This window comes from Stenotrophomonas sp. 278 (genome assembly GCF_003935715.1).
GTDB classification, from domain to species: Bacteria; Pseudomonadota; Gammaproteobacteria; order Xanthomonadales; family Xanthomonadaceae; genus Stenotrophomonas; species Stenotrophomonas maltophilia_AH.
Genome location: NZ_RHPP01000080.1, coordinates 1 through 21,267 on the forward strand (window position 1 = coordinate 1; position 21,267 = coordinate 21,267).

Consider the following 21,267-nt stretch of genomic DNA (forward strand, 5'->3'; position numbering starts at 1 on the left):
GCGGGAGCCGCCTTGGCCGGAGCAGCGGCCGGGGCCGGCGCGGCAGCGCCTTCGGCCACTTCGATCAGCGCCACGACCTTGCCCTCGGACAGGGTGTCGCCGACCTTGACCTTGATCTCCTTGACCACGCCGGCGACCGACGACGGTACTTCCATCGTGGCCTTGTCCGACTCCAGGGTCACCAGGCCCTGATCCTTCTTGACGGTATCACCAACGGCGACGAGCACCTCGATTACCGGGATATCGCTGTAGTCACCGATATCGGGGACAAGTGCTTCCTTGATTTCGGCCATGGGGATAACTCCGGCAATCTGGTGTAGGGAATCGCCTATTGTGGGGGCATGAGGCGTCAGCGCCAACCGGCTGGGGCAATTTTCAGCGCCGCTGTCCCGGGACAGGCTGTTGCAGGCACCACCGGCCATGGCATTTGCCGGGAAATGGCACGCGCGGCAGCATTTCCAGTCGGTACCGTATTGTCCCGGGTACTGCGCAGCTACTGCGCCAGCGCAGCCGCTACCGGCTGCCAGGCCGCGGTCAGCCGCGCCAGCGACCAGCTGGCATTGGCCGGGCTGGTAGACGGCAGGGACCATACCGGCAGGGCGGCGGCACGGTCATCCAGGCGGGGCTGGACGTGCCGCACCCAGGCCGCATGGGCGGCTCCACCGTTGCAGGCGACCCCCACCAGGGCCGGCAGCTGCTGGATCAGGGTCGGCAGCGGATTGACCACCTCGCTGCCACGCACGATGTGCGCATCCAGGCTGCCGCGCCGCTCACAGGCACCGATCACGTCCCACAACCCGACGCGATGTGCCTGCAGCGCCTGCAGCCGCTGCAGGTATGGCAGGGCGGGATCGAGGCCCGTCAGTTCGCCCATCAACGGCCAGAAGCGGTTGCGCGGATGCGCGTAGTACTGCGCGGCCTGCAGCGAGGCGATGCCCGGCATCGACCCCAGCACGAGCACGCGGCATCGCGCGTCGGCCTGCGCAGCGAGACCGATGCACCGTGTGATTTCCATCACATGTTCTCCAGCTGCATGAACGTCGTCGCCTGCGTGGATGCTTGCCGCTGCGGACGCTGCGAACGACTCACTGAACGGACAGAACTATTTTTTAACCTGCGTCGGATTCGATTCATGTTGCGGGGACTACGTTTGCCTCGCCCCGCAGCACGGGGGCCCAAAAACAGAAAATACCTGAGGAGATTCCCCATGCGCTCCATCCGCACCCTGACTCTGGCAACGCTGACCGCCCTGGCTTTCGCACCGGCCGCATTCGCGCAGGATTCCAGCACTGACGACACCGCTTCGGGCAAGCATTTTGCCGTGGTGGGCGGCGTGTCACTGCTGCAGCCCAAGAACGACCCGGTGGATGGCATCAGGAAGGTCGATGGCGGTCCGGCACCGACCTTGAGCTTCAGCTACTACATCAACGACAACTGGGCGGTTGAGCTGTGGGGCGCGGCTGACAAGTTCAATCACCGCGTGCGCGGTCCGGCCGGCAAGCTGGGCACGGTGGAGCAGCAGCCGATCGCGTTGAGCGGCCAGTACCACTTCGGCCAGGCAGACAACGTGTTCCGTCCGTTCGTGGGCGTGGGCTACTACGAGTCGAACTTCAGCAACGAAAACCTGGCCAGCGATGTCGGCCATGTCGGCCTGGAAACCGCCAAGGGTGCGATCGGCACCGTGGGCGTGGACATGAACATCAACAGCACCTGGTTCGCCCGTGCCGACGCGCGCTACATGCACGCGCGTCCTGACGTGACCGTCAACGGCCGCAGCACCGGCGAAGAGGCGAAGCTGGACCCGTGGACCGTCGGCTTCGGCATCGGCGCACGCTTCTGATCCAACGCAGTGCCACACACAACGGGCTCCTTCGGGAGCCCGTTGTCGTTTCAGCCCCGTCTGGGCCGTCTTCATACGCTCTTGCCTCACGGCCCCGCATAGTCACTGCAACAGCCGCGTTACGCGTCCGTGGGGGTCACCGCACTCGGGGAGGTGCCGATGGAGGACATGCTGGACCTGCTGGTGGTGGGAGGAGGCATCAATGGTGCGGGCATTGCCCGCGATGCCGCGGGCCGGGGCTGGTCGGTATGCGTCTGCGAACAGGACGATCTGGCCGCACACACGTCCGGTGCCAGCACGAAGTTGATCCACGGCGGGTTGCGCTACCTGCAGTACGGGGAGTTCAAGCTGGTGCGCAAAGCCCTGCAGGAACGCGAGCTGCTGCACCGGCTGGCCCCGCACCTGGTCACTCCAACCTCGTTCGTGATGCCGCACGCGCCGCCAGGACGACCGGCGTGGATGCTGCGCGCCGGCCTGTGGCTGTATGACCACCTGGCCACAACCAGTGCTGCATTTCCCCGCGCCCAGCGCCTTGACCTCCACGGCGACCCGCGCGGCGAAGCCCTGCAGACACACCTGCATACGGCCTTCAGCTACAGCGATGCGCGTGTAGACGACGCTCGGCTGGTGTTGTTGAATCTGCTGGACGCACACGAGCGCGGCACCCGGGTCCTTACCCGCACCCGTTGCGAGCAGCTCATCCGCCATCGCGATCATTGGTATGCGGTGCTTCGACGGCGGGATGGCCGGATGATCCGGCTGCGTGCACGCGCGGTTGCCAACGCCACCGGGCCCTGGGCGGGCAATCTGATCGAACGCGCCGGGATGGACGCGCCGATCGGCCTGCGCCTGGTACAGGGAAGCCATATCGTGGTGCCACGCCTGTATGCGCACGACAGCGCCTACCTGCTGCAGCAACCGGACCAGCGCGTGGTCTTCGTGTTGCCGTTCGAGGGCGACTACTGCCTGATCGGAACGACCGACCTGGACTACGACGGCGATCCCGGCGACGTTCGCGCAAGCGCAGCCGAGGTCGGATATCTGTGCGCGGCCGCCAGCCGTTGGCTGCGCAGACCGGTACGACCGGAGCAGGTGATCTGGCAGTTCAGCGGGGTGCGACCGCTGCTGGCCGACCACCACCAGGAGGCTGCGGCAGTGACGCGCGACTACCGCCTGCATCTGGACGACCAGCAGGCCGCTATCCTCAACGTGCTGGGCGGCAAGCTCACGACGTTCCGCGTTCTGGCCGAGGAGGCGGTGAACCAGCTCGCGATCCCGCTGGGTAGAAGCGAGCCAGCCTGGACCGCTCACGGCCCGGCATTGCCCGGTGGTGAACTGGGCCACCTCGACAGCGTTCTTTCGGCATTGCAGTCACGTCACCCGTCGCTGCCGGAAGCGCTGCTGCGCGGGCTGGCGCACCGGCATGGCAGCCGCGCCGCGGCGTTGCTTGGAGACGCGCAGGATGTGGGCGCGCTGGGCGCCCATTTCGGTGCGCAGCTGTACCAGCGCGAGGTTGACCACATGGTGGCGCATGAGTGGGTGCACGAGGCCGACGACGTGCTGTGGCGACGCAGCCACCTGGGGCTGAAGCTGGACGGGGTGCAGCGGGCGGCCCTCGCCCGTTACATTGAGGGATGCATGAAACCGAAAGATGATCCGTTCTGATGGACAAGCATTACATCCTCGCCCTTGACCAGGGCACCACCAGTTCGCGCGCGATGCTGTTCGACCGCAACGGAAAGATCGTGGGCAGTGCGCAACGCGAATTCACCCAGCACTTTCCACAACCGGGCTGGGTGGAACACGATCCACGCGAAATCCTGACCAGCGTCTACACCACCATCACCGAACTGCTCAACCGTGAACAGATCGATGCACGCCAGATCGCGGCCATCGGCATCACCAACCAGCGTGAGACCACGGTGGTGTGGGACAGGGCAACCGGCCAGCCGATCCACAACGCCCTGGTCTGGCAGTCACGACAAAGCCATGCGATCTGCGAACGCCTCAAGGGCGAAGGGCATGAGCCGATGATCCGCGAGCGCACCGGCCTGCTGGTGGATGCCTACTTCTCGGCCACCAAGATCCGCTGGATCCTCGACCATGTGGACGGCGCGCAGCACCGCGCCGAGCGCGGCGAACTGCTGTTTGGCACCATCGACAGCTGGCTGGTGTGGAACCTGACCGGCGGTGCGGCGCATGTGACGGATATCAGCAACGCCGCGCGCACCTTGCTGTTCAACATCCACACCCGGCAGTGGGACCCCGAACTGCTGGCCCTGCTCGACATCCCGGCAGCGATGCTGCCCCAGGTGCGCAGCTGCAGTGAGGTCTATGGCACGACGCGGGCACAGTTCTTCTTCGATCAGCACATCCCCATTGCCGGCATGGCCGGCGACCAGCAGGCCGCGCTGTTCGGCCAGGCGTGTTTTGCGCCCGGCATGGCCAAGAACACCTATGGCACCGGCTGCTTCATGCTGATGAACACCGGCGCGAATGCCGTGGCCTCAGGCAACGGCCTGCTGACCACCGTGGCCTGGGACGTCGGAGGCCAGGTGGAATACGCACTGGAAGGTTCGATCTTCGTCGCCGGGTCCGTGGTGCAGTGGCTGCGCGATGGCTTGCGGCTGTTTTCCCGTTCCAGCGAGTGCGAGGCTTACGCCGAGCGCGTGCCTGACACCGGCGGTGTATACCTGGTGCCGGCATTTGTGGGCCTGGGTGCGCCCTACTGGCGCAGTGACGTGCGCGGAGCGATGTTCGGATTGAGCCGTGGCACCACGCGCGAACATTTCATCCGCGCGGCGGTGGAGTCCATGGCCTACCAGACGCGCGACGTGCTGGCGGCGATGCAGGCCGATGCCGGTATCGAGCTCACCGAACTGCGTGCCGACGGCGGGGCCATGGCCAATGATTTCATGGCCCAGTTCCAGAGCGACCTGCTGGGCGTGCCGGTGCTTCGGCCGCAGGTGGCGGAGACCACCGCACTGGGCGCGGCCTATCTGGCAGGCCTGGCGGTGGGATTCTGGGAAAGCCGCGACGAGATCGCGCGGCAATGGGCGGTAGACCGCCGCTTCATTCCGCAGATGGAGGCCAGCCGGCGCGAATCGCTGTATGCCGGCTGGCAGCAGGCGGTGGAGGCCACCATGGGGTTCAGAGTTCCGTGATCAGAACGCCGGCAGCACCGCGCCTTTGTATTTGTCCTGGATGAAGGCCTTCACTTCCAGGCCGGTCAGCGCCTTGGCCAGCTTCTGCACGCGGGCGTCTTCCTTGTTGTCCGGGCGGGCGACCAGGAAATTCACGTACGGCGAGTCCTTGCTTTCAATCGCCAGCGCGTCCTGGGTGGGGTTGAGCCCGGCATCCAGTGCGTAGTTGGTGTTGATCAGGGCCAGGTCGACCTGGTCAAGCACGCGCGGCAGCATCGCCGAGTCCAGCTCGCGGAACTTCAGCTGCTTCGGATTGGCGGTGATGTCGCGCTGGGTGCCCAGGGCGTTGGTCGGGTCCTTCAGGGTGATCACACCGGCTTTGTGCAGCAGGATCAGCGCGCGGCTGTTGTTGCTCGGGTCGTTGGGAATGACCACGTCCGCTCCGGTGGGCAGGTCATCGAGCGACTTGAAGCGACGCGAATAGGCACCGAAGGGCTCGATATGCACGCCGGTGACAGTGACCAGGTCGGTCTTGCGGTCACGGTTGTAGGCATCGAGGTAGGGCTCGGTCTGGAAGTAGTTCACGTCGACCTGCTTCTGCACCAGCTGGTCGTTGGGCTGCACGTAGTCGTTGAACACGCGCACATCCAGTTCCACGCCCTCCTTCTCCAGGATCGGCTTGACCACCTGCAGGATCTCGGCATGCGGCACGGCGGTGGCAGCCACCACGAGCTTCTGCGAATCGGCGGCGGGCTTGCCGCAGGCGGCCAGGGCCAGCGTGGCGGCCAGCAGTGGGAGCAACAGGGTCTTCTTCATGGGGGAGGGGTCCGAGGGGGCCAATAGCCGTAGACCTTAACACCGTAGAGCCACGCCCTGCGTGGCTGGGGCTTCCCGCAAACAGCAGCCGGGCAAGCCCGGCTCTACGTTGGGTGAGCGCGGCAGCCACGCAGGGCGTGGCTCTACGGCCTTGCAGGTCTCAGCGCGACGCTTCGTAGTTGCTCAGCGCCAGCTCCAGCAGCGCCTTGGCCTGCTCGCGCAGCACCGCCGGCTCGATGATCTCGGCGTCCGAACCATAGTGCAGCACGTCCATCAGCAGCTCGCGCGAGACGCTGTACGGCACCTTCAGCTCGTAACGGCCATCGGGCAGGAAACGCCCCTGCTGGCGCGAATGCCAATGCTCGTCGGCCACCCAGCGCGCCGCCTTGGCGCTGAAAACGATGGTGGCCCAGCCCTTGGGCGGGCCGGAGAAGATGCCGTAGCTAGCGCCCAGCTGCTCCTCGACTTCGCTGTCGTCCACGTCGCGGGCAGGCGTGTCGACCACCCGCGCCTTGTAGATGCGGTCGACGGCGAAGCTGCGCAGGCCCTCCCGACCGTGATCCCAGGCATCCAGGTACCAGTTGTCGCGGTAATGGGTCATGCGCTGCGGCGACACCGTGCGTTTGGTCGACTCGTCAGTGGAGCGGGCACGGTAGTCGAAGGCCAGCTGCTTGCGCTCCAGCACCGCCGAGGCCACGGCCCGGAAGCTGGCCTCGTCGAACCTGCGGCCCCGATGCGGGATGACCCGGACGCGGTCTACCGGCCAGCTGGAAACCCCCGCCTGGGCGGCCAGCAGCCCCTCGATGCGCTGCTGCAGCGGAGCCAGCACCGACGACAGAACACCGCCACCGGTACGCGCCAGCAGGTGCTGGGATGCCAACAGGGCGTACAGTTCCTCGGAGCTGAGCCAGAGGCCTGGCAGCTCGAAACGATCGCTTTCATCTTCCTGGTAGCGGAACCCCGCCTCGCCGTCACCTTCGACGGGAGCCATCAGCGCGTCGCGCAGGAACGCCAGGTCGCGGTAGACGGTGGCGCGGGAACACTCCAGTTTTTCCTGCAGCGTGCCCACCGTCACCGGGTAACGGGCAGACTTGAGCAGACGGTGCAGGGCGTTGATGCGTTCGTATCGGTCCATGCCCCGATTATGTCCGAGTCGCCGGCCTTGTGGCGTCCCTGGCCCGCATCTTCGGCTATGGTGGTGCCCCTGCCCTGCCTGCTGCCGTTCCGCCATGCGCCTGTTGCCTGCCGCCGCCCTGCTCTGCCTGCTCCTGGCTGCCTGTTCGCAGCCCTCTGAACCCGTCGTGGCTACGCCGTCCGTTCCAGCGGCCGCGCCGGCCGATGCCGCGCAGGCCGTGCTCGAGGCGAGCCAGCGCTTTGGACAGCTGCGCAGCTTCCAGGCCCGGCTGCAGTTGAAAGGGCCCCGCACGCTTGAAGCCGGCATGACCTTCGTGGCACCGGACCGCTACCGGCTGGAGACCGAAGCCGGCGCGCAGACCATCATCGATGGCACCTTCTTCCTGCAGCAGGCTGGCGAGGTGCGCCAGATTCCCGTGCCGCCGGAGATGCTGGCGCAATGGCGCAGTCCGATCCCGGCCGATGCGGTCGCCGCCGAGCTGCAGGTGGAGGACCTGGGGCCCGAGACCGTGGCTGGCCAGGCGACCCGGAAGTATCGCGTGCGCCACGCCAGCGCAGCCCCGGACGGAATGCTGTACTGGATCAACGCCGAGGGCCTGCCGGTACGGATCGAGCGCCAGGGCCAGACCAACGGGCAGCCGTTCCAGGCCACGGTGAGCTACAGCCGTTTCAACGATCCCACGCTGCAGGTCGCGCTTCCCTGAACAGGGAAAAGCCCGAACCCCTGCTAAAGCGGGGCCTGGTAAATGCAAAAAGCGCGTGAAGGCTCCAGTATCATCGGGGGTTGCTCCTCCCCCGTCTGATCTGGAGAACCGTTGATGTCCCTGCGTGTGACGCTGCTTGCCACCCTGCTGCTCAGTGCCCCGGCCGCTTTTGCCCAGGACACCTCCGAACTGGCCGCCATGACTTCGCCATGGAGCGGCAGCGGCGGCGAACTGGGCTTTGCCTCGGCCCGCGGCAACAGCAACACTGAAAGTGCCAACGGCCGTCTGCGCCTGCGCTATACCGACGACGACTGGGTGCACAGCATGGACCTGTTCGGCCTGCGTTCGCGCTCGGAATACACCGAAACCGCTGAAGATGGCACCACTACGCGCCGCCGCAACACCACCGCCAACCGCTACACCGGCAGCGCCGGCAGCGCGCTGCAGCTGGGCGAGCACCGCCAGCTGACTGCCACGGTGCGATACGAGCGCGACGATTTCGCCACCTACGACCGCCAGAGCTCGTTCGGTCTGGGTTACGGTACCCGGCTGGTGGAAGGCGACCGCTTTTACATGGACGCGCAGATCGGCCCGGGTGTGCGCCGCACCCATAACACCGAAGACGACGAAACCCGTACCGGCCTGATCGGTCGCGGCTTGTTCGACGTGAAGTATTCGCTGACCCCCAATACCGACCTGGTCAACACGCTGCTGGTCGAGTCGGGCTCGTACAACACCTTCGGCCAGAATGATTTCGGCGTTTCGGTGAGCATGAACGAGCATCTTGCGCTGAAGGCCGGCTGGCAGGCGCGTTACAACAGTGACGTGGCCGTGGACAAGCGCAAGACCGATACGCTGACCACGATGAACGTGGTCTACAAGTTCAAGTAAGGGCGCGCGCGGGTGCCGACCTTTGGTCGGCACGATGGGTCAAACCGCGAGCATCTCCGCCGCGCCGCCGTCCAGCAACGCCCGCGCCACCGCCTGCCCCAGCGCATCCGGATCATTCCCCGCCCCCCGCGCTTCGGCACGCACCAGCCGACCATCGGCCACGCTGCCGACCAGGCCCTGCAGGAAGAGATCGTCGCCTTCCCACTGCGCGAAGCCGGCCACCGGCACGTGGCAGCTGCCATGCAGCGCGCGGTTCATCGCGCGCTCGGCCTCCACGCAGGCGCGGGTCGGGGCATGGTCCAACGCGGCAAACAGCGCCATCACCTGTGCGTTGCTGCCGTCACACTCCACCGCCACCGCGCCCTGCGCCGGTGCGGGCAACCACTCCGGTGCGCGCAGGCGGGCGACGATGCGTTTGCCCAGGCCGAGCCGCTCCAGTCCCGCCACCGCCAGCACGATGGCGTCGTAGCCGCCGTTGTCGAGCTTGGCCAGGCGGGTGTTGACGTTGCCTCGCAGATCCAGCAGTTCAAGGTCGGGACGCAGCGCGCGCAACTGGGCCTGGCGGCGCAGCGACGACGTCCCCACCCGTGCGCCGATGGGAAGCGCATCCAGCGACGCGTACAGGTTCGAGATGAAGCCATCGGCCGGATCGTGCCGGTCCAGCATGGCCGGCAGCGCGAACGGCGCGTCCAGTTCCATCGGCACGTCCTTCAGCGAGTGCACCGCGCAGTCGGCCTCACCGCGCAGCATTGCCAGCTCCAGCTCCTTCAGGAACAACCCCTTGCCGCCAATGGCGGCCAGCGAACGGTCCAGCACCTCGTCGCCGCGCGTGCTCATCGGCACCAGCACCACGTTCAGACCCGGGTGTGCCTGACGCAGGCGGTCAGCGACGTGTTCGCTCTGCCAGAGGGCAAGCGGGCTCTTTCGGGTGGCAATGCGCAGGGTATCCATGCGGGCATTATCGCCGTAACGCCGGTCACGACCAATGATCGCGAGCGGGGGTGCCACCGGTAGGTCACGACCGTTGGTCGTGACCCTCACAGGTGCTTCAGTTCCTGCTTCAGGCTGGCCACACAGCGCCGGCTGACTTCCAGCGGCACCTTGCCATGCCGCAGCACCGCCTGCACCTGCCCTGCGCCATTGCGTCGCAGTTCCACCAGCTCGTGCCGGGCCACCAGGCAGTTACGATGGATGCGCACAAAGCGGCTGGTGAACTCTTCTTCCAGTGACTTCAACGATTCCTCGATGAGGTCTTCGCCCCGTGCGTGATGCACCACAACGTACTTCTCCTCCGCCTGCAGGTAGTGGATGTCCTCGACCGGGATCAGCCGCAGGCTGCCGCGCAGGCGTGCGCACAGCAGCGTGCGGACCTGTTGGCTGGGGGCGCTGGGCTGGCCGTTGCGACCGGCCAGGAAGGTACGCGCGCGCTCAAGTGCCGCCGCCAGGCGTTCTGCACGCACCGGCTTCATCAGGTAGTCGATCGCCGCCGCCTCGAATGCAGACAGCGCATGCGCGTCATACGCCGTGCAGAACACCACCGCCGGACGCGGATCGAAGGTCGCCAGATGGCGGGCCGCCTCCAGTCCATCCAGGCCCGGCATGGCAATGTCCAGCAGCACCACATCCGGCTGCAGCTCGGCGCAGGCGTGCAGGGCCTGTTCGCCATTCTCGGCCTCAGCCACTACCTCTACGCCCGGCAGTTCGCCCAGCAGCCCACGCAATCGCTCGCGCGCCAGTGGCTCATCGTCGGCAATCACCACTTTCAAGCAGGTTTCCTCACGGCACGGGCACGGTGATGTCACAGGCATAGTAGCCGTCGATCCAGTCCCCCGTCATCCGGGCACCCGGGCCGTAACGCCAGGCCAGGCGATGGGCGATGTTGCGCTGTGCATGCCCGGCCCCGTTCGCCAGCGGCAACGCGCGCGCCCGCGGATCCGGGGCGGGATTGCGCACGGTGATGCGCAGCAGGTTGCCCTCGCTCCGCAGTGCGATGACGATGGTGCCGCCCTCGGGCAGCCGCGAGATGCCATGCAGTACCGCGTTCTCCACCAGCGGCTGCAGCACCAGGCGCGGCATCGGCAACGACCACGGCAGGGGCTCCTCACGCTGCCACTGCACCTGCAACCGCTCACCCAGCCGCAGGGACTCAATGGAGAGATAGGCCTCAGCCAGCTCGCATTCGGCCTGCAGGGTCGAATCGCCCTCGCCGGCACCCAGGGCCGCACGGAACAGGTCGGACAGGTCCAGCACCGCCCGCTCGGCCACCACTGGATCGCGACGGACCAGGCTGGCGATGAGGTTCATGCTGTTGAACAGGAAATGCGGACGGATGCGCGCCTGCAGCGCGTCGGCCTGGGCGCGCGCATTGGCCACGGTCTGCGCGCTCCAGCGGTCGCTGACGTAGAAGTAGCGCAATGCCAGCGCGACAATCAACGCGGTGACGGTGGCGCAGCCCAGGGTGAAGCGCCAGAACCCGACATCCGTGGTGAAGCCGGACGTGCCCAGCACGTCATACAGCGCATGCACGATGCCGGTGCACACGGCGGCAATCAAGGCGGCGGCGGCCACCGCCAGCACCGTTCCCACGGTTTCAGAAAGGTGTGACAGCGGCGCGCGGGCCGCACACAGGCTGACCGTCACCGCCAGCGCCAGCCATAGTGCCAGGCCACTGGCAGAAAGAAAGTCCGACAGCCCCCATTGGCGACTGCCATCGGGGGCCAGCGCCACCACCACCACCACCAGTTCGGCCAGCCCCAGCATCGCGCCCAGGCGTGGCAGACGGCACAGGTCCGGCAGCCAGGACTGCTGGCGCGGGTCGCTCATCGGAAGCGCGCGTCCAGCCACTCGCCCAGCGCCTGGATCTCTTCAGCGCAGACCTGGTGGGCCATGAAGTACGAATGCCACTCCAGCGGGAAGCCCAGCTCCTTGAGCGCCTTGGCGCTGTGTACGGCGACGTCCTGCGGAATCACCGGGTCATTCTGGCCATGCGCCATGAACACCGGCGGCAGCGGGCCTTCCTTCGCCGCAGCGGCTGCCGCGGTCTCCGCGTCAGGCAGATAGGTGGACAGCGCGATCAGGCCCGCCACCGGCCAGCGCCGGCGCAGGGCCGCGCTGAGCACAATCGCCCCGCCCTGCGAAAAGCCGGCCAGCAGGATGCGTTCAACCCGAATGCCGCGCGCGACTTCTGCTTCGATCAACGCGTCGAGCAGTTTCACCGAGGTCGCCACGCCGGCGCTGTCGGCGCGCGAACGGAAATCCATGCCCACGATGTCGTACCACGCGCGCATCGGCAGGCCGTTGTTGATGGTGATCGGCTGTACCGGCGCATGCGGAAACACGAAGCGGATCGCCGGCCAGTGTTCGCGCACCAGTTCCGGCACGATGGGGGCGAAGTCATGGCCGTCGGCCCCCAGGCCGTGCAGCCAGATCACCGACCACTGCGGATCGGCACCGGTCTCGTTCACCACGGTTTCCAACGCTTGCGACATCGTGCGGCTCCAAGGGGGATGGAGCCATTATGCGGGAACCTCGCACCCTCCGGGATACGGGGCCGGGGTGGGGTCGGTCGACAGACGTCCGCCGATAACAAGCCAAGGTGCTGTAACGCATGACCTTCGAACGCAGGCGCGCTTCTTCGTTTCAGGTCATGCCCTACCGCGCCGATCACCCGTATCGGCGGTCGACTGTCGCGCGACCCTACCGGTGACATCCCGGCGCGGTGAGGCATCCCGGCACGGTGCCACATGCCGGCGCGGTGTGGCATCCCGGCGCGTGCCGCATTCCGGCGACGCCCGCCCCGTAGTGACACGCCATGCGTGTCATGACGATCGCAATGCCACGTAACATCCCGTCGCGGGGCGGCATGCAACGGTCAGTCACGACCAAACCCCGGGCTCGCCCACCCCTCTCTTCTCGCCCGCTGCACTTCATCTTCCTCGCCGTACGGCGGCTCCGGCTGGCCGATGCGCATGTCATCCGCCACATCGTCGGCCGCATCGCGGACCGCGTTGCTCCACAGCGTGAGGTCCACTCTGTTCCGGTTCTCGCTGCGCTCCACCACGCGTTCCATGAACATCCGGATGGCTTCCGCCGGTGCGTAATCCTCCTCCATCACCGCGCCTTTGAATCGGCAGCGCAGGTCGTCTTCCACTTTTGTCTTTATCCAGACCGGCTTTCTCATCGCCGCCCCCTCCGCCGCCGGCCCGGCCGCGGGTTGTGACGGTGCTCACGTACCTGCGTGTAGTGCACCTCGCGCAGCACTTCGGTGGGCATGTGCAGCATGCGGAAGCCCGGGGGATACACCGGCGTTGAAATGATGCGCGTGCCGTCGAATTCCACCCTGAACCATGTGCCTTTGCCCAGGCCCATGTAACGCAGCCAGCGGCCGCGCATCATCAGGTATTCAACGCCGCCGAGGTCATCGTCGTCAGGCGGTGGGAACTGGGGCGGCGGTGTAGGCGCACCGCATACGGCGCAGCAATGCGCGGGTGCCGTGTTGTTGAACGCTTCTTCGAGTATGTCCGACCGTTGCGGATTCATCGCAAACCTCCTGCAGAGTGGGACCCCTGCCGGAATGGCAAGGGGTCGGGAGGTTAGAACCGCACAACGAATGCAGAAACGGCGGGCGTATTCCCCCTTTGCAGAGGTTTTTTATTAGCCACCCTCCCGACGCAGGACATACGTTTCCCACGCAGGACAACATGTTGCAATCGCTGTGGAGATTCTACGCTCCGGGGCCTACCCTGCAGGAATCGAACGGCAACTGACATAGCCAATTGCGGCACAAGCGTGGCGGGTTTTGCAGGCGCGGGCAAATGATGCGACGCAATTGGCGCGATAGTTTTGTGGAGGGCTTGTGGCAGTAGTGGCGCGCGGATGAAGGTGAAACAGGTGCGCGTGTGGGCCGATGTTTCAATGTGTGACGTGCGTGCGTGTTTGTGAGGCCGTGCGGTTACGAGCCAATCGTTGTGTCTGGGTCGGGAGCGTCAGGTGGGCCACGCGAAGGGCCTGCTCCGATCATGGGTTCATGCGTTAAAGCATGTTGGTCATTTCACGGCGATCGTCTGTCGACCGATCCCACCAAAGCAGGTCCAGCGCAAGCAGGTCCAGCGCACGGACAAGTGATGAGTTGGTTTTGATTGCCCGTGGCCACCGACCATCTGTCGCGGCGGGTCGGGGTGGGCTGGAGGGGGCGTGAGCCGCATGGATGCGGCGATCGAGCTTACATGGACGTACTTGCAGCGTCCCCCGGAACGCCCATCCCGATCCGCCTAACACGGGAACCGATGATCACCGGCTGTTCGCCAAAAACCAACAGCAGCCGGGCAAGCCCGGCTCTACGTAGCACGTCGACAGTCCGCAGTCTAGTGTGACGAGGTGCGTTCCGCGGCGGCGCGGCGCAGTTCGGCCGCGCGTACGAGGATGGTCGGCGGATTGATCTCTTCGGGAATGTCCATCAGCCCCAGCCTGCGCAGGAAGCTACCCGCACGACGGTCGGAAGTGAGTGCCACCACCGGAATGGCCAGCACCATGCCCACCACCACGGGGGCCATCCACGCCGCCAGCGACGGCGACACCGCATACGCCAGTACGCCCATGAACAGACCAAACACGCTCAGTCCGCCGTACCCACGGATCAGCGCCGGCCAGGAAATGCCGCCGTCATCGCGCTGCTGTGCGTCCCAGCCGGAGTCCTTGCCGGCCAGCACTTCGGCGACGCCGCGCGACTGCACGTACATCACCACCGGGGCCATCAGCGCGGCAAGCAGGGTTTCCAGCAGCATCGAAATGAAGGCGCGGATGGCACCGCCACACCCCCTGCGCTCGACCGGGTCCAACAGCATCGCCAGGTAGCCGAGCACCTTGGGCAGCAGCAGCACCGCCATGGTGATGGCAAACATGCGGATGACCTTCTCTTCGTCCTGCGCGCGCCAGTACAGCTGCGGCGAGATGTTCAGCACTTCATTGAAGTCGATGCCCCCCTGGAACAGCGGTATGGCGATCCCGATCAGCATCAGCATGCCCCACATCGGCGCAGTGAAGTAATGGCCGATGCCGATCATCATGTGCATGCGGCTGACCCAGTGCAGCCCCTTGGAAGCGACCACCTTGGCGTGCTGCAGGTTGCCCTGGCACCAGCGGCGGTCTCGCACCAGCATGTCGGTCAGCGTGGGCGGCCCTTCCTCATAGCTGCCTTTGAGATACGGGACCATGTGGGTGGCCCAGCCGCCCCGACGCATGAGCGCGGCCTCGACGAAGTCATGGCTGAGCACGTGCCCACCAAACGGCTGCCGGCCCGGCAGTGGCGGAAGCCCGGCGTTCTCGGCGAACGCCTGGGTGCGGATCACCGCGTTATGGCCCCAGTAGTTGCTTTCCGCACCGTGCCACCAGGCCACGCCGCGACCGATCACGGGCCCATACACGCGGCCACCGAACTGCTGCATGCGCGCGAACAGGGTGCGCCCGCCGATCACCGCCGGCAGGGTCTGGATCAGCCCCACATCCGGGTTGTGTTCCATGCCGGCCACCAGGCGCACGATGGTGTCGCCGGTCATCAGGCTGTCGGCATCCAGGATCAGCATCTGCGGGTAGCCACCGCCGAAACGGCGCACCCAGTCGGCAATGTTGCCGGCCTTGCGTCCACTGTTGTCGCCACGGCGGCGATAGAACAGGCGGTCGTGCCCGTTCACCGCGTCGCACAGCTCGGCGAACGCCTGTTCTTCGGCCGCACCGATGTCCTCGCGGCGGGTGTCGCTGAGCACGAAGAAGTCGAACTGCGCCAGCTGCCCGGTTTCGGCGACCGACTCGTAGATGGCCTGCAGGCCGGCCAGCAGCCGGCGCGGGTCTTCGTTGTAGGTGGGCATCAGCAACGCGGTGCGGGTATGCACCTGCGGCAGCGGTTCGTCCGGGTCGATACCGAGCTTGTAGCCGCGGTCGAACACAGCGGTCAGGAAGCCGGCAAGCGCGCCGGCAAACGACAGTGCGATCCAGGCGAACAGCGCCACGAACAGCACCAGCAGGCATGCCTCCAGCACGCTGATGCCATTGCTGGCCAGCACCTTCCACATCATGGCCGTGCCGGCAGCCGTCATCGCCGCCGTGCCACCCAGAATGTAGAAGCGACGCAGGGCCATCAGCCGCGGCGCGGTGCGCTGCTTCGGCACCTGCAGACGGCCTTCGCGGAAGCTCTGTTCGGGCATGGTGAGCGGCGCTTCGGGCGGCAGCACCGGGCGGCCCGCGTCGATCAGGACGTTGACGGTCTGCACACTCATGCGTGGCTACCCTGCCCGGGTTCTGTCAGGCCGCTGCCGGATCCGGCGCGCCGTTTGTGTCTGTCACTGCCGGAACCCACGTACTCTCCACGCCACTGAGCCGAAAAATGCGGCCCAGCATAGGGGGGTAAATGTAAGGTGGGTGCGAAGAGGCGCAGGCCGCTGGCCCGCCCATTCAGGATCGGGCGGGCGGCGTAGGCCGGTAGCCCTTGTCCCGCAAGGGATCCCTATTCAGGAAGGTACGCCCACTCAGGCCGCTGGCCGGGCCACTACGACGTCGGTGACCTCCGGCAAACGCGCCAGTGCGCGCGAGGCGGTCAGGGAAAACTGCTGCTGGGCGAGCAGGTGCTGCGCCTGGGTAGCCACGGGACAACGGGCAATGCACGGGCCGGCCTGGGGGCGCTCGGGCGACGTCACTACGCTGGACATGTTCTGACTCTCGTTTCCTTTCAGTGTGCAGCCGCCGGGCTCCCCGCCCGACGGAATGCGCACCCTATAGGAAAACCGGGACGATTGTGTGACGAAGGCGGCGCTCCCATTGCGGCCGCCTCCTGCAAGCGATTTCAGTGCAGGCTGACGCTGCCGCCTGGCCGTCCGACGCGGTCGATCAGGGTCTGGCTGGCGGCGTTGAGGCCGATGACCTCCACGTTGGCCCCATGCCGGCGCAGTTTCTCCGTCACCTGCTCAAGCGCGCCCACGGCGCTGAGGTCCCAGAAGTGTGCGTGGGTGAGATCGATCACCACCTGCCGAGCGGCATGCTGCAGGTCGAAACTCGCGGAAAACTGCCCGGCCGAGGCGAAAAACACCTGGCCACGCACGGTGTAAACCTGCGTGCCGTCGTCGTGCTTTTCCTCGTCCACCTGCAACATCCGCCCGACCTTGCGCGCGAAGAACAGCGCCGACAGCAGCACGCCGGTCAGTACGCCCTTGGCCAGGTCATGGGTCGCCACGGTGACCACCACCGTGGCCAGCATCACCACCGAGGAGCTCTTCGGGTGCGTGCGCAGCTCGGCGAACGAGCGCCAGTGGAAGGTGCCGATGCTGACCATGATCATCACTGCGACCAGCGCCGCCATCGGGATCTGCCGCACCCAGTCCGAACCGTAAACCACCAGCAACAGCAGCAGCACGCCAGCGACCAGGCACGACAGCCGCCCTCGCCCGCCCGACGAAACATTGATGACCGACTGGCCGATCATCGCGCAGCCGCCCATGCCGCCGAACAGACCCGCGGTGATGTTGGCCAGGCCTTGGCCCGCGCATTCGCGGTTGCGCTGGCTGGGGGTGTCGGTCATGTCTTCCACGATCTGCGCGGTCATCATCGACTCCAGCAGCCCGACCACGGCCAGCGTGGCTGACACCGGCAACAACAGGCGCAGGGTGTCCCAGGTCCACGGCACGTCCGGCAGGAAGAACGTAGGCAGGCTGTCCGGCAGCGCGCCCATGTCACCCACCGTGCGGATGTCCCAGTGCAACCCGATCGACAGCGCGGTGAGTACCACGATGGCGACCAGAGCCGACGGTACCGCCCGGGTCAGCCGCGGCAGCAGGTAGATGATGGCAAGGCCAGCGGCGCACACCGCCCACACCTGCCAGGATCGTCCGATCAGCTCGGGCACCTGGGCCAGGAAGATCAGAATGGCCAGCGCGTTGACGAAGCCGGTGATGACCGAGCGCGATACGAAGCGCATCAGCGCGCCCAGCTTCAGCGCGCCGGCAATCACCTGCAGCACACCCGCCAGAATCGTGGCGGCCAGCAGGTACTGCAGACCGTGGTCCTTCACCAGGTCCACCATGACCAGCGCCATGGCCCCGGTGGCAGCGGAGATCATGCCCGGGCGGCCGCCGGCGATGGCGGTCACCACCGCGATGCAGAACGAGGCATACAGGCCCACCTTGGGGTCGACGCCGGCGATGATCGAAAACGCGATGGCTTCGGGAATCAGGGCCAGCGCGACCACCGCGCCGGACAGCAGATCGCCGCGGACATTGCCGAGCCATTGCTGGCGCAGCGGATACGAAACAGACATGTGAGAACTCCCGCGCCGGCGACACGCACGGCGCTTGTGTGATGGATCAACCCTTTCCTGGTCCCGTGACTGGTGGTTTCAGGGCGGGGTCATCACAGAGTTCCGAAGGGCGACGGGAGGTCGCGCAGAATACCCCAGCCCGTAGTGACACGCCATGCGTGTCATCGCGATGCTGCAACGTTCACGCATGACACGCATGGCGTGTCACTACGGGCAACGTCAATGCACGGGGCCGAACATCGCCCCCACGCTGCGCAGCAGCTCGTGCACGTTGAACGGCTTGGGCAACAGCGCCATGCCGGAGCCCAGGAAGGCCCCGCGCTCGGCCGCCTGTTCGGTGTAGCCCGTGACGAACAGCACCGGCAGCTCCGGGCGCAGCGCGCGCGCGGCATCGGCCAGGTCGCGACCGTTCATGCCGGGAAGACCGACGTCGGACAACAGAAGGTCCACCGGGCGCGCGGAGTGCAGCTCCAGCAGCGCCTGCTGCGCGTCGGTGGCTTCCACCACCTCGTAGCCTGCTTCGGTCAGCATCTCGCGTACCATCATCCGCACCGCCTCGGTGTCATCCACCAGCAGGATGCGCTGCGCATTGCCGAGACGGGTGGGTTCAGGGTGAGCCTCCTGCGACGGGGCCGACGCCGATCCCTGCGGCAGCAGAAGTTCTATTTCGGTGCCCTCTCCGACTTCGCTGGCAATGCGTGCCACGCCACCGGACTGCCGCGCAAAGCCGTACGTCATCGACAGGCCCAGGCCGGTGCCTTCCCCCTGTGGCTTGGTGGTGAAAAATGGCTCGAACACCTTGGCCAGCAGTTCCGGAGCGATGCCGCCGCCATTGTCGAGCACCTTCACGCTGATATAGGTGCCCGGAGCCAGTTCGTGATCACGGTCGATCGTCACCGGGTTGGCGCGGATGCGGATCAGGCCGTGGCCGGCCAGGGCGTCACGCGCATTGATGACCAGGTTGAGGATGACATTCTCGAACTGGTTGGGATCCGCCACCGCCAGCAGCGGCGTGGTACCCAGCTCCAGTTCCAGTTCGATGTTCTCACCGATGGACCGACGCAGCATGTCCTCCAGCGAGCTCACCCGCGCCGCCAGGTCGAAGGTCTGCGGATCCAGCGGCTGCTTTCGTGCGAATGCGAGCATGCGCTGGGTCAGGGCCGCGGCGCGATGCGCCGAAGCAGTAGCCAGTTCGGCATAGCGCGAGGCCTTTTCCCATCGCCCGGTACCGGCGGCGATCTCGATCATGTCCAGGCCGGAAATGATCGTGGTCAGCAGGTTGTTGAAATCGTGCGCGATGCCACCGGTGAGCTGGCCCAGCGAGTCCATCTTCTGCGCCTGCAGCAGTTCGCGCTCGGTGCGCTCGCGCTCGGAGATCTGGAACGCCAGCTCGGTATTGGCGCTTTCCAGTTCCTGCCGCTGTTCGCTTTCACGCAGGTGTTGGGCGGTGGTGTCCTCCACCAGCACCAGTCCGGCGCCATCTGGACGATACGGGGTCACCCGCCATTCGGTCATGCGTGGCAGGCCCTGCACGTGCACGGTGAAAGTACCCTGCCAGCGCTCGCCGGCCGCCAGCGCCGCCTGCAATCCGTCCAGCTGCTCGGCCTGCGTGCCCAGCAGCTGTCGCACCCGGTTCGGAGCGACCGCGTCACCCAGCAGACGCTGGAACGCCGCGTTGGCTTCCTGGATCCGCAGGTCGCGGTCGAGCACGGCGATGGGCGCATTGATCTGCTGGAAAATTTCACCGAAGCGTGCTTCCGCCTCGCGCAGCGCTTCTTCGGCGCGGCGGGCACGCAACAGGCTGCGCAGGGTTGCCAGCAGCACATCCGGGTCCACCGGGTGGATCAGATAGCCATCGGCACCGGCATTGAGACCGGTGATCAGGTCACCACTGGCGACGGCCGCGGCGGACACGTGGATCACCGGCAGCAGCTGGGTGCGCGGCGCGGCGCGCAGTTGCCGTACTACGTCGAAGCCGCTCATGTCGGGCAGGTTGACGTCCAGTACCAGGGCACCGTAATCGTTGCCCTGCAGCCGCACCAGCCCTTCGCTGCCGGTGCCGGCTTCATCGACCACGAACCCGTGGTGCTCCAGCACCCGGCGCACGGAATAGCGGGTGGCGGCATTGTCATCGACAACCAGGATGCGGTCATGGCTGGGCATCGGCGTGCTCCGGTTCCGGCTCCAGCTTGAGCGGTAAGGTCACGTAGAACTCCGAGCCTTCACCTGGACTGCTGTGCACCCCTACCTTTCCGCCCAGCAGCTCGGCAAACCGCTTGCACAGCGACAGGCCCAGCCCGGTGCCGCGCAATCCGCGCTGCAACGGCGTGTCCACCTGCACGAAGTCCTTGAACAAGGTGGAAAGAACCTCGGCAGGAATGCCGATGCCGGTGTCGCGCACGCTGAAACGCACGCATTCGTCGGTCTCCAGATGCGCCGACACCACCACCCGACCTGATGGGGTGAACTTGAGCGCATTGGAAATGAAGTTGCGCAGGATCTGCGCCAGCTTCTTGTCGTCGGTGTACAGCATGGGCAGCGGCGGCGGGTCTTCGAACACCAGATCGACCTGGTTGCCGTCGACCAGCGGCCGGAACATGCCGCGCAGCGCCGAAAACAGGTCCATCAGGTCGAACCAGCCCGGGGAAATGGTGATCCGCCCGGCCTCGATCTTGGCGAGGTCGAGCAGGTCGTCGACCATTTCGCGCAGTTCAGCCGTGGAGGCGCTGATGAAGCGCACTTGGCGCAGCTGTTCCTCGTTGAGCTGTCCGTCCATGCCGTCTTCCAGCAGCCGGGTCATGCTCAGGATCGATCCGAGGGGAGTGCGGAACTCGTGGCTCATGTAGGACAGGAACCGGCTCTTGAGGTCCGACACTTCGCGCAGCTGCTCGGCCTGCTGGTCCAATTCGGCATACAGGGCCAGCACGCCCTGGTTGGTTTCTTCCAGTTCCGCGCGCAGGGACGCGGCCTGTTCGCGCAGCTGCTGGAGTTCCTGTTCGGGGGGCAAGGTGTTCAATGCAGGTCTCCGAGGCGCAGGGCCACAATGCTGGCGTCGTCACGCCCCCGATCAAAATCACGCTGCAGCACCGCCACGACCAGGGCCGGATGCCGATGCATCAAGCCGGGGTAGTCGCGCAGGTTCCAGCGCGCCTGTAGTCCATCGCTGTGCATGACCAGCAGCGTGCCTGCGGGCGCGTGAAAATGGAATGGTTGTGCCTTGCGATATTGCACGCCGACGATGCCCGGGTGCGAGGCCATGCCCCGGTTGGTGGCCGGCTCGCACAGCGTGGCCGCGATGTTGCCCACGCCGGCAAACGATACGTCGCCGGACTCCACCTCGACACTGGCCACCGCGGCGGCTCCGCCCCGCGTGCCGGACATGCCGGCATGCAGCGCGGCGATGACCTCGACGGGACCGGCCGCGCCGCGCTGCGCGGC

General features: G+C 66.3%; 20 protein-coding genes and 1 pseudogene. 5 read left to right on the forward strand and 16 right to left on the reverse strand.

Annotated elements, in window-relative coordinates; all coding sequences use genetic code 11:
- Positions 1-293, reverse strand: a 293-nt coding sequence (locus EGJ34_RS13650; protein WP_312023029.1) for a biotin/lipoyl-containing protein, incomplete at its 3' end; no start/stop codon positions are given.
- 200 nt (positions 294-493) lie between these two features.
- Complete coding sequence (locus tag EGJ34_RS13655) at positions 494-1,015, reverse strand: DNA-deoxyinosine glycosylase (protein WP_125361018.1); 522 nt, start codon at positions 1,013-1,015, stop codon at positions 494-496.
- 192 nt (positions 1,016-1,207) lie between these two features.
- Between EGJ34_RS13655 and EGJ34_RS13660 the strand changes: the two genes are divergently transcribed.
- The 3 genes from EGJ34_RS13660 to glpK all read left to right on the forward strand — a co-directional run bounded on the left by EGJ34_RS13660 (position 1,208) and on the right by glpK (position 5,004).
- Entirely contained in the window at positions 1,208-1,840 is a 633-nt protein-coding gene (locus EGJ34_RS13660) for an OmpW family outer membrane protein (protein WP_125361019.1), read from the forward strand.
- Positions 1,841-1,999: 159 nt separating this feature from the next.
- On the forward strand, positions 2,000-3,505 hold the full coding sequence (glpD, locus tag EGJ34_RS13665; protein WP_125361020.1) for a glycerol-3-phosphate dehydrogenase: 1,506 nt from the start codon (positions 2,000-2,002) through the stop codon (positions 3,503-3,505).
- Entirely contained in the window at positions 3,505-5,004 is a 1,500-nt protein-coding gene (gene glpK / locus EGJ34_RS13670) for a glycerol kinase GlpK (RefSeq protein WP_125361021.1), read from the forward strand. Before glpD ends, glpK begins: the two co-directional genes overlap by 1 nt.
- Here the strand turns inward: glpK and EGJ34_RS13675 are convergent, their stop codons facing one another.
- Together EGJ34_RS13675 and EGJ34_RS13680 are read right to left on the reverse strand one after the other, a co-directional pair.
- Positions 5,005-5,799: a MetQ/NlpA family ABC transporter substrate-binding protein gene (locus EGJ34_RS13675; protein ID WP_125361022.1), complete on the reverse strand. Its 795-nt coding sequence runs from the start codon at positions 5,797-5,799 to the stop codon at positions 5,005-5,007.
- A gap of 160 nt (positions 5,800-5,959) precedes the next feature.
- Positions 5,960-6,934, reverse strand: a complete 975-nt coding sequence (locus EGJ34_RS13680) for a YafY family protein (RefSeq protein WP_125361023.1) — start codon at positions 6,932-6,934, stop codon at positions 5,960-5,962.
- 94 nt (positions 6,935-7,028) lie between these two features.
- Here EGJ34_RS13680 and EGJ34_RS13685 point away from each other — a divergent pair, with 94 nt between their 5' ends.
- Together EGJ34_RS13685 and EGJ34_RS13690 are read left to right on the forward strand one after the other, a co-directional pair.
- Complete coding sequence (locus EGJ34_RS13685; RefSeq protein ID WP_125361024.1) at positions 7,029-7,637, forward strand: hypothetical protein; 609 nt, start codon at positions 7,029-7,031, stop codon at positions 7,635-7,637.
- A gap of 114 nt (positions 7,638-7,751) precedes the next feature.
- Positions 7,752-8,528, forward strand: coding sequence for a DUF481 domain-containing protein (locus EGJ34_RS13690; protein ID WP_125361025.1), 777 nt, complete (start codon positions 7,752-7,754; stop codon positions 8,526-8,528).
- Positions 8,529-8,567: 39 nt separating this feature from the next.
- Here the strand turns inward: EGJ34_RS13690 and hemC are convergent, their stop codons facing one another.
- From hemC to EGJ34_RS13750, 12 genes and pseudogenes are all read right to left on the reverse strand, one after another.
- On the reverse strand, positions 8,568-9,479 hold the full coding sequence (hemC, locus tag EGJ34_RS13695; RefSeq protein WP_125361036.1) for a hydroxymethylbilane synthase: 912 nt from the start codon (positions 9,477-9,479) through the stop codon (positions 8,568-8,570).
- A gap of 86 nt (positions 9,480-9,565) precedes the next feature.
- Entirely contained in the window at positions 9,566-10,294 is a 729-nt protein-coding gene (locus tag EGJ34_RS13700) for a LytTR family DNA-binding domain-containing protein (protein ID WP_125361026.1), read from the reverse strand.
- A 10-nt stretch (positions 10,295-10,304) separates the two neighbouring features.
- A complete protein-coding gene (locus tag EGJ34_RS13705) occupies positions 10,305-11,351 on the reverse strand; it encodes a histidine kinase (protein ID WP_125361027.1) in 1,047 nt (348 codons plus the stop codon).
- Positions 11,348-12,016, reverse strand: a complete 669-nt coding sequence (locus tag EGJ34_RS13710) for an alpha/beta hydrolase (RefSeq protein WP_125361028.1) — start codon at positions 12,014-12,016, stop codon at positions 11,348-11,350. The genes EGJ34_RS13705 and EGJ34_RS13710 overlap by 4 nt, the downstream gene beginning before the upstream one ends.
- A 383-nt stretch (positions 12,017-12,399) precedes the next feature.
- Entirely contained in the window at positions 12,400-12,708 is a 309-nt protein-coding gene (locus tag EGJ34_RS13715; protein ID WP_125361029.1) for a hypothetical protein, read from the reverse strand.
- Complete coding sequence (locus EGJ34_RS13720) at positions 12,705-13,067, reverse strand: hypothetical protein (protein ID WP_125361030.1); 363 nt, start codon at positions 13,065-13,067, stop codon at positions 12,705-12,707. The genes EGJ34_RS13715 and EGJ34_RS13720 overlap by 4 nt, the downstream gene beginning before the upstream one ends.
- Before the next feature lie 824 nt (positions 13,068-13,891).
- Positions 13,892-15,799 carry a glucans biosynthesis glucosyltransferase MdoH gene (gene mdoH / locus EGJ34_RS13725; protein WP_125361031.1) on the reverse strand — a complete coding sequence of 636 codons (1,908 nt, stop codon included), beginning with the start codon at positions 15,797-15,799 and terminating at the stop codon, positions 13,892-13,894.
- A gap of 249 nt (positions 15,800-16,048) precedes the next feature.
- On the reverse strand, positions 16,049-16,228 hold the full coding sequence (locus EGJ34_RS13730; RefSeq protein WP_125361032.1) for a hypothetical protein: 180 nt from the start codon (positions 16,226-16,228) through the stop codon (positions 16,049-16,051).
- Between the two features lie 134 nt (positions 16,229-16,362).
- Positions 16,363-17,829: a SulP family inorganic anion transporter gene (locus EGJ34_RS13735; RefSeq protein ID WP_125361033.1), complete on the reverse strand. Its 1,467-nt coding sequence runs from the start codon at positions 17,827-17,829 to the stop codon at positions 16,363-16,365.
- 219 nt (positions 17,830-18,048) lie between these two features.
- On the reverse strand, positions 18,049-19,992 hold the full coding sequence (locus tag EGJ34_RS13740) for a response regulator (RefSeq protein WP_125361034.1): 1,944 nt from the start codon (positions 19,990-19,992) through the stop codon (positions 18,049-18,051).
- Positions 19,979-20,845, reverse strand: coding sequence for a HAMP domain-containing sensor histidine kinase (locus tag EGJ34_RS13745; protein WP_125361035.1), 867 nt, complete (start codon positions 20,843-20,845; stop codon positions 19,979-19,981). Before EGJ34_RS13745 ends, EGJ34_RS13740 begins: the two co-directional genes overlap by 14 nt.
- Positions 20,842-21,267, reverse strand: a pseudogene (locus EGJ34_RS13750) (SpoIIE family protein phosphatase); the annotation flags it as partial. The gene EGJ34_RS13745 and the pseudogene EGJ34_RS13750, both read right to left, overlap by 4 nt.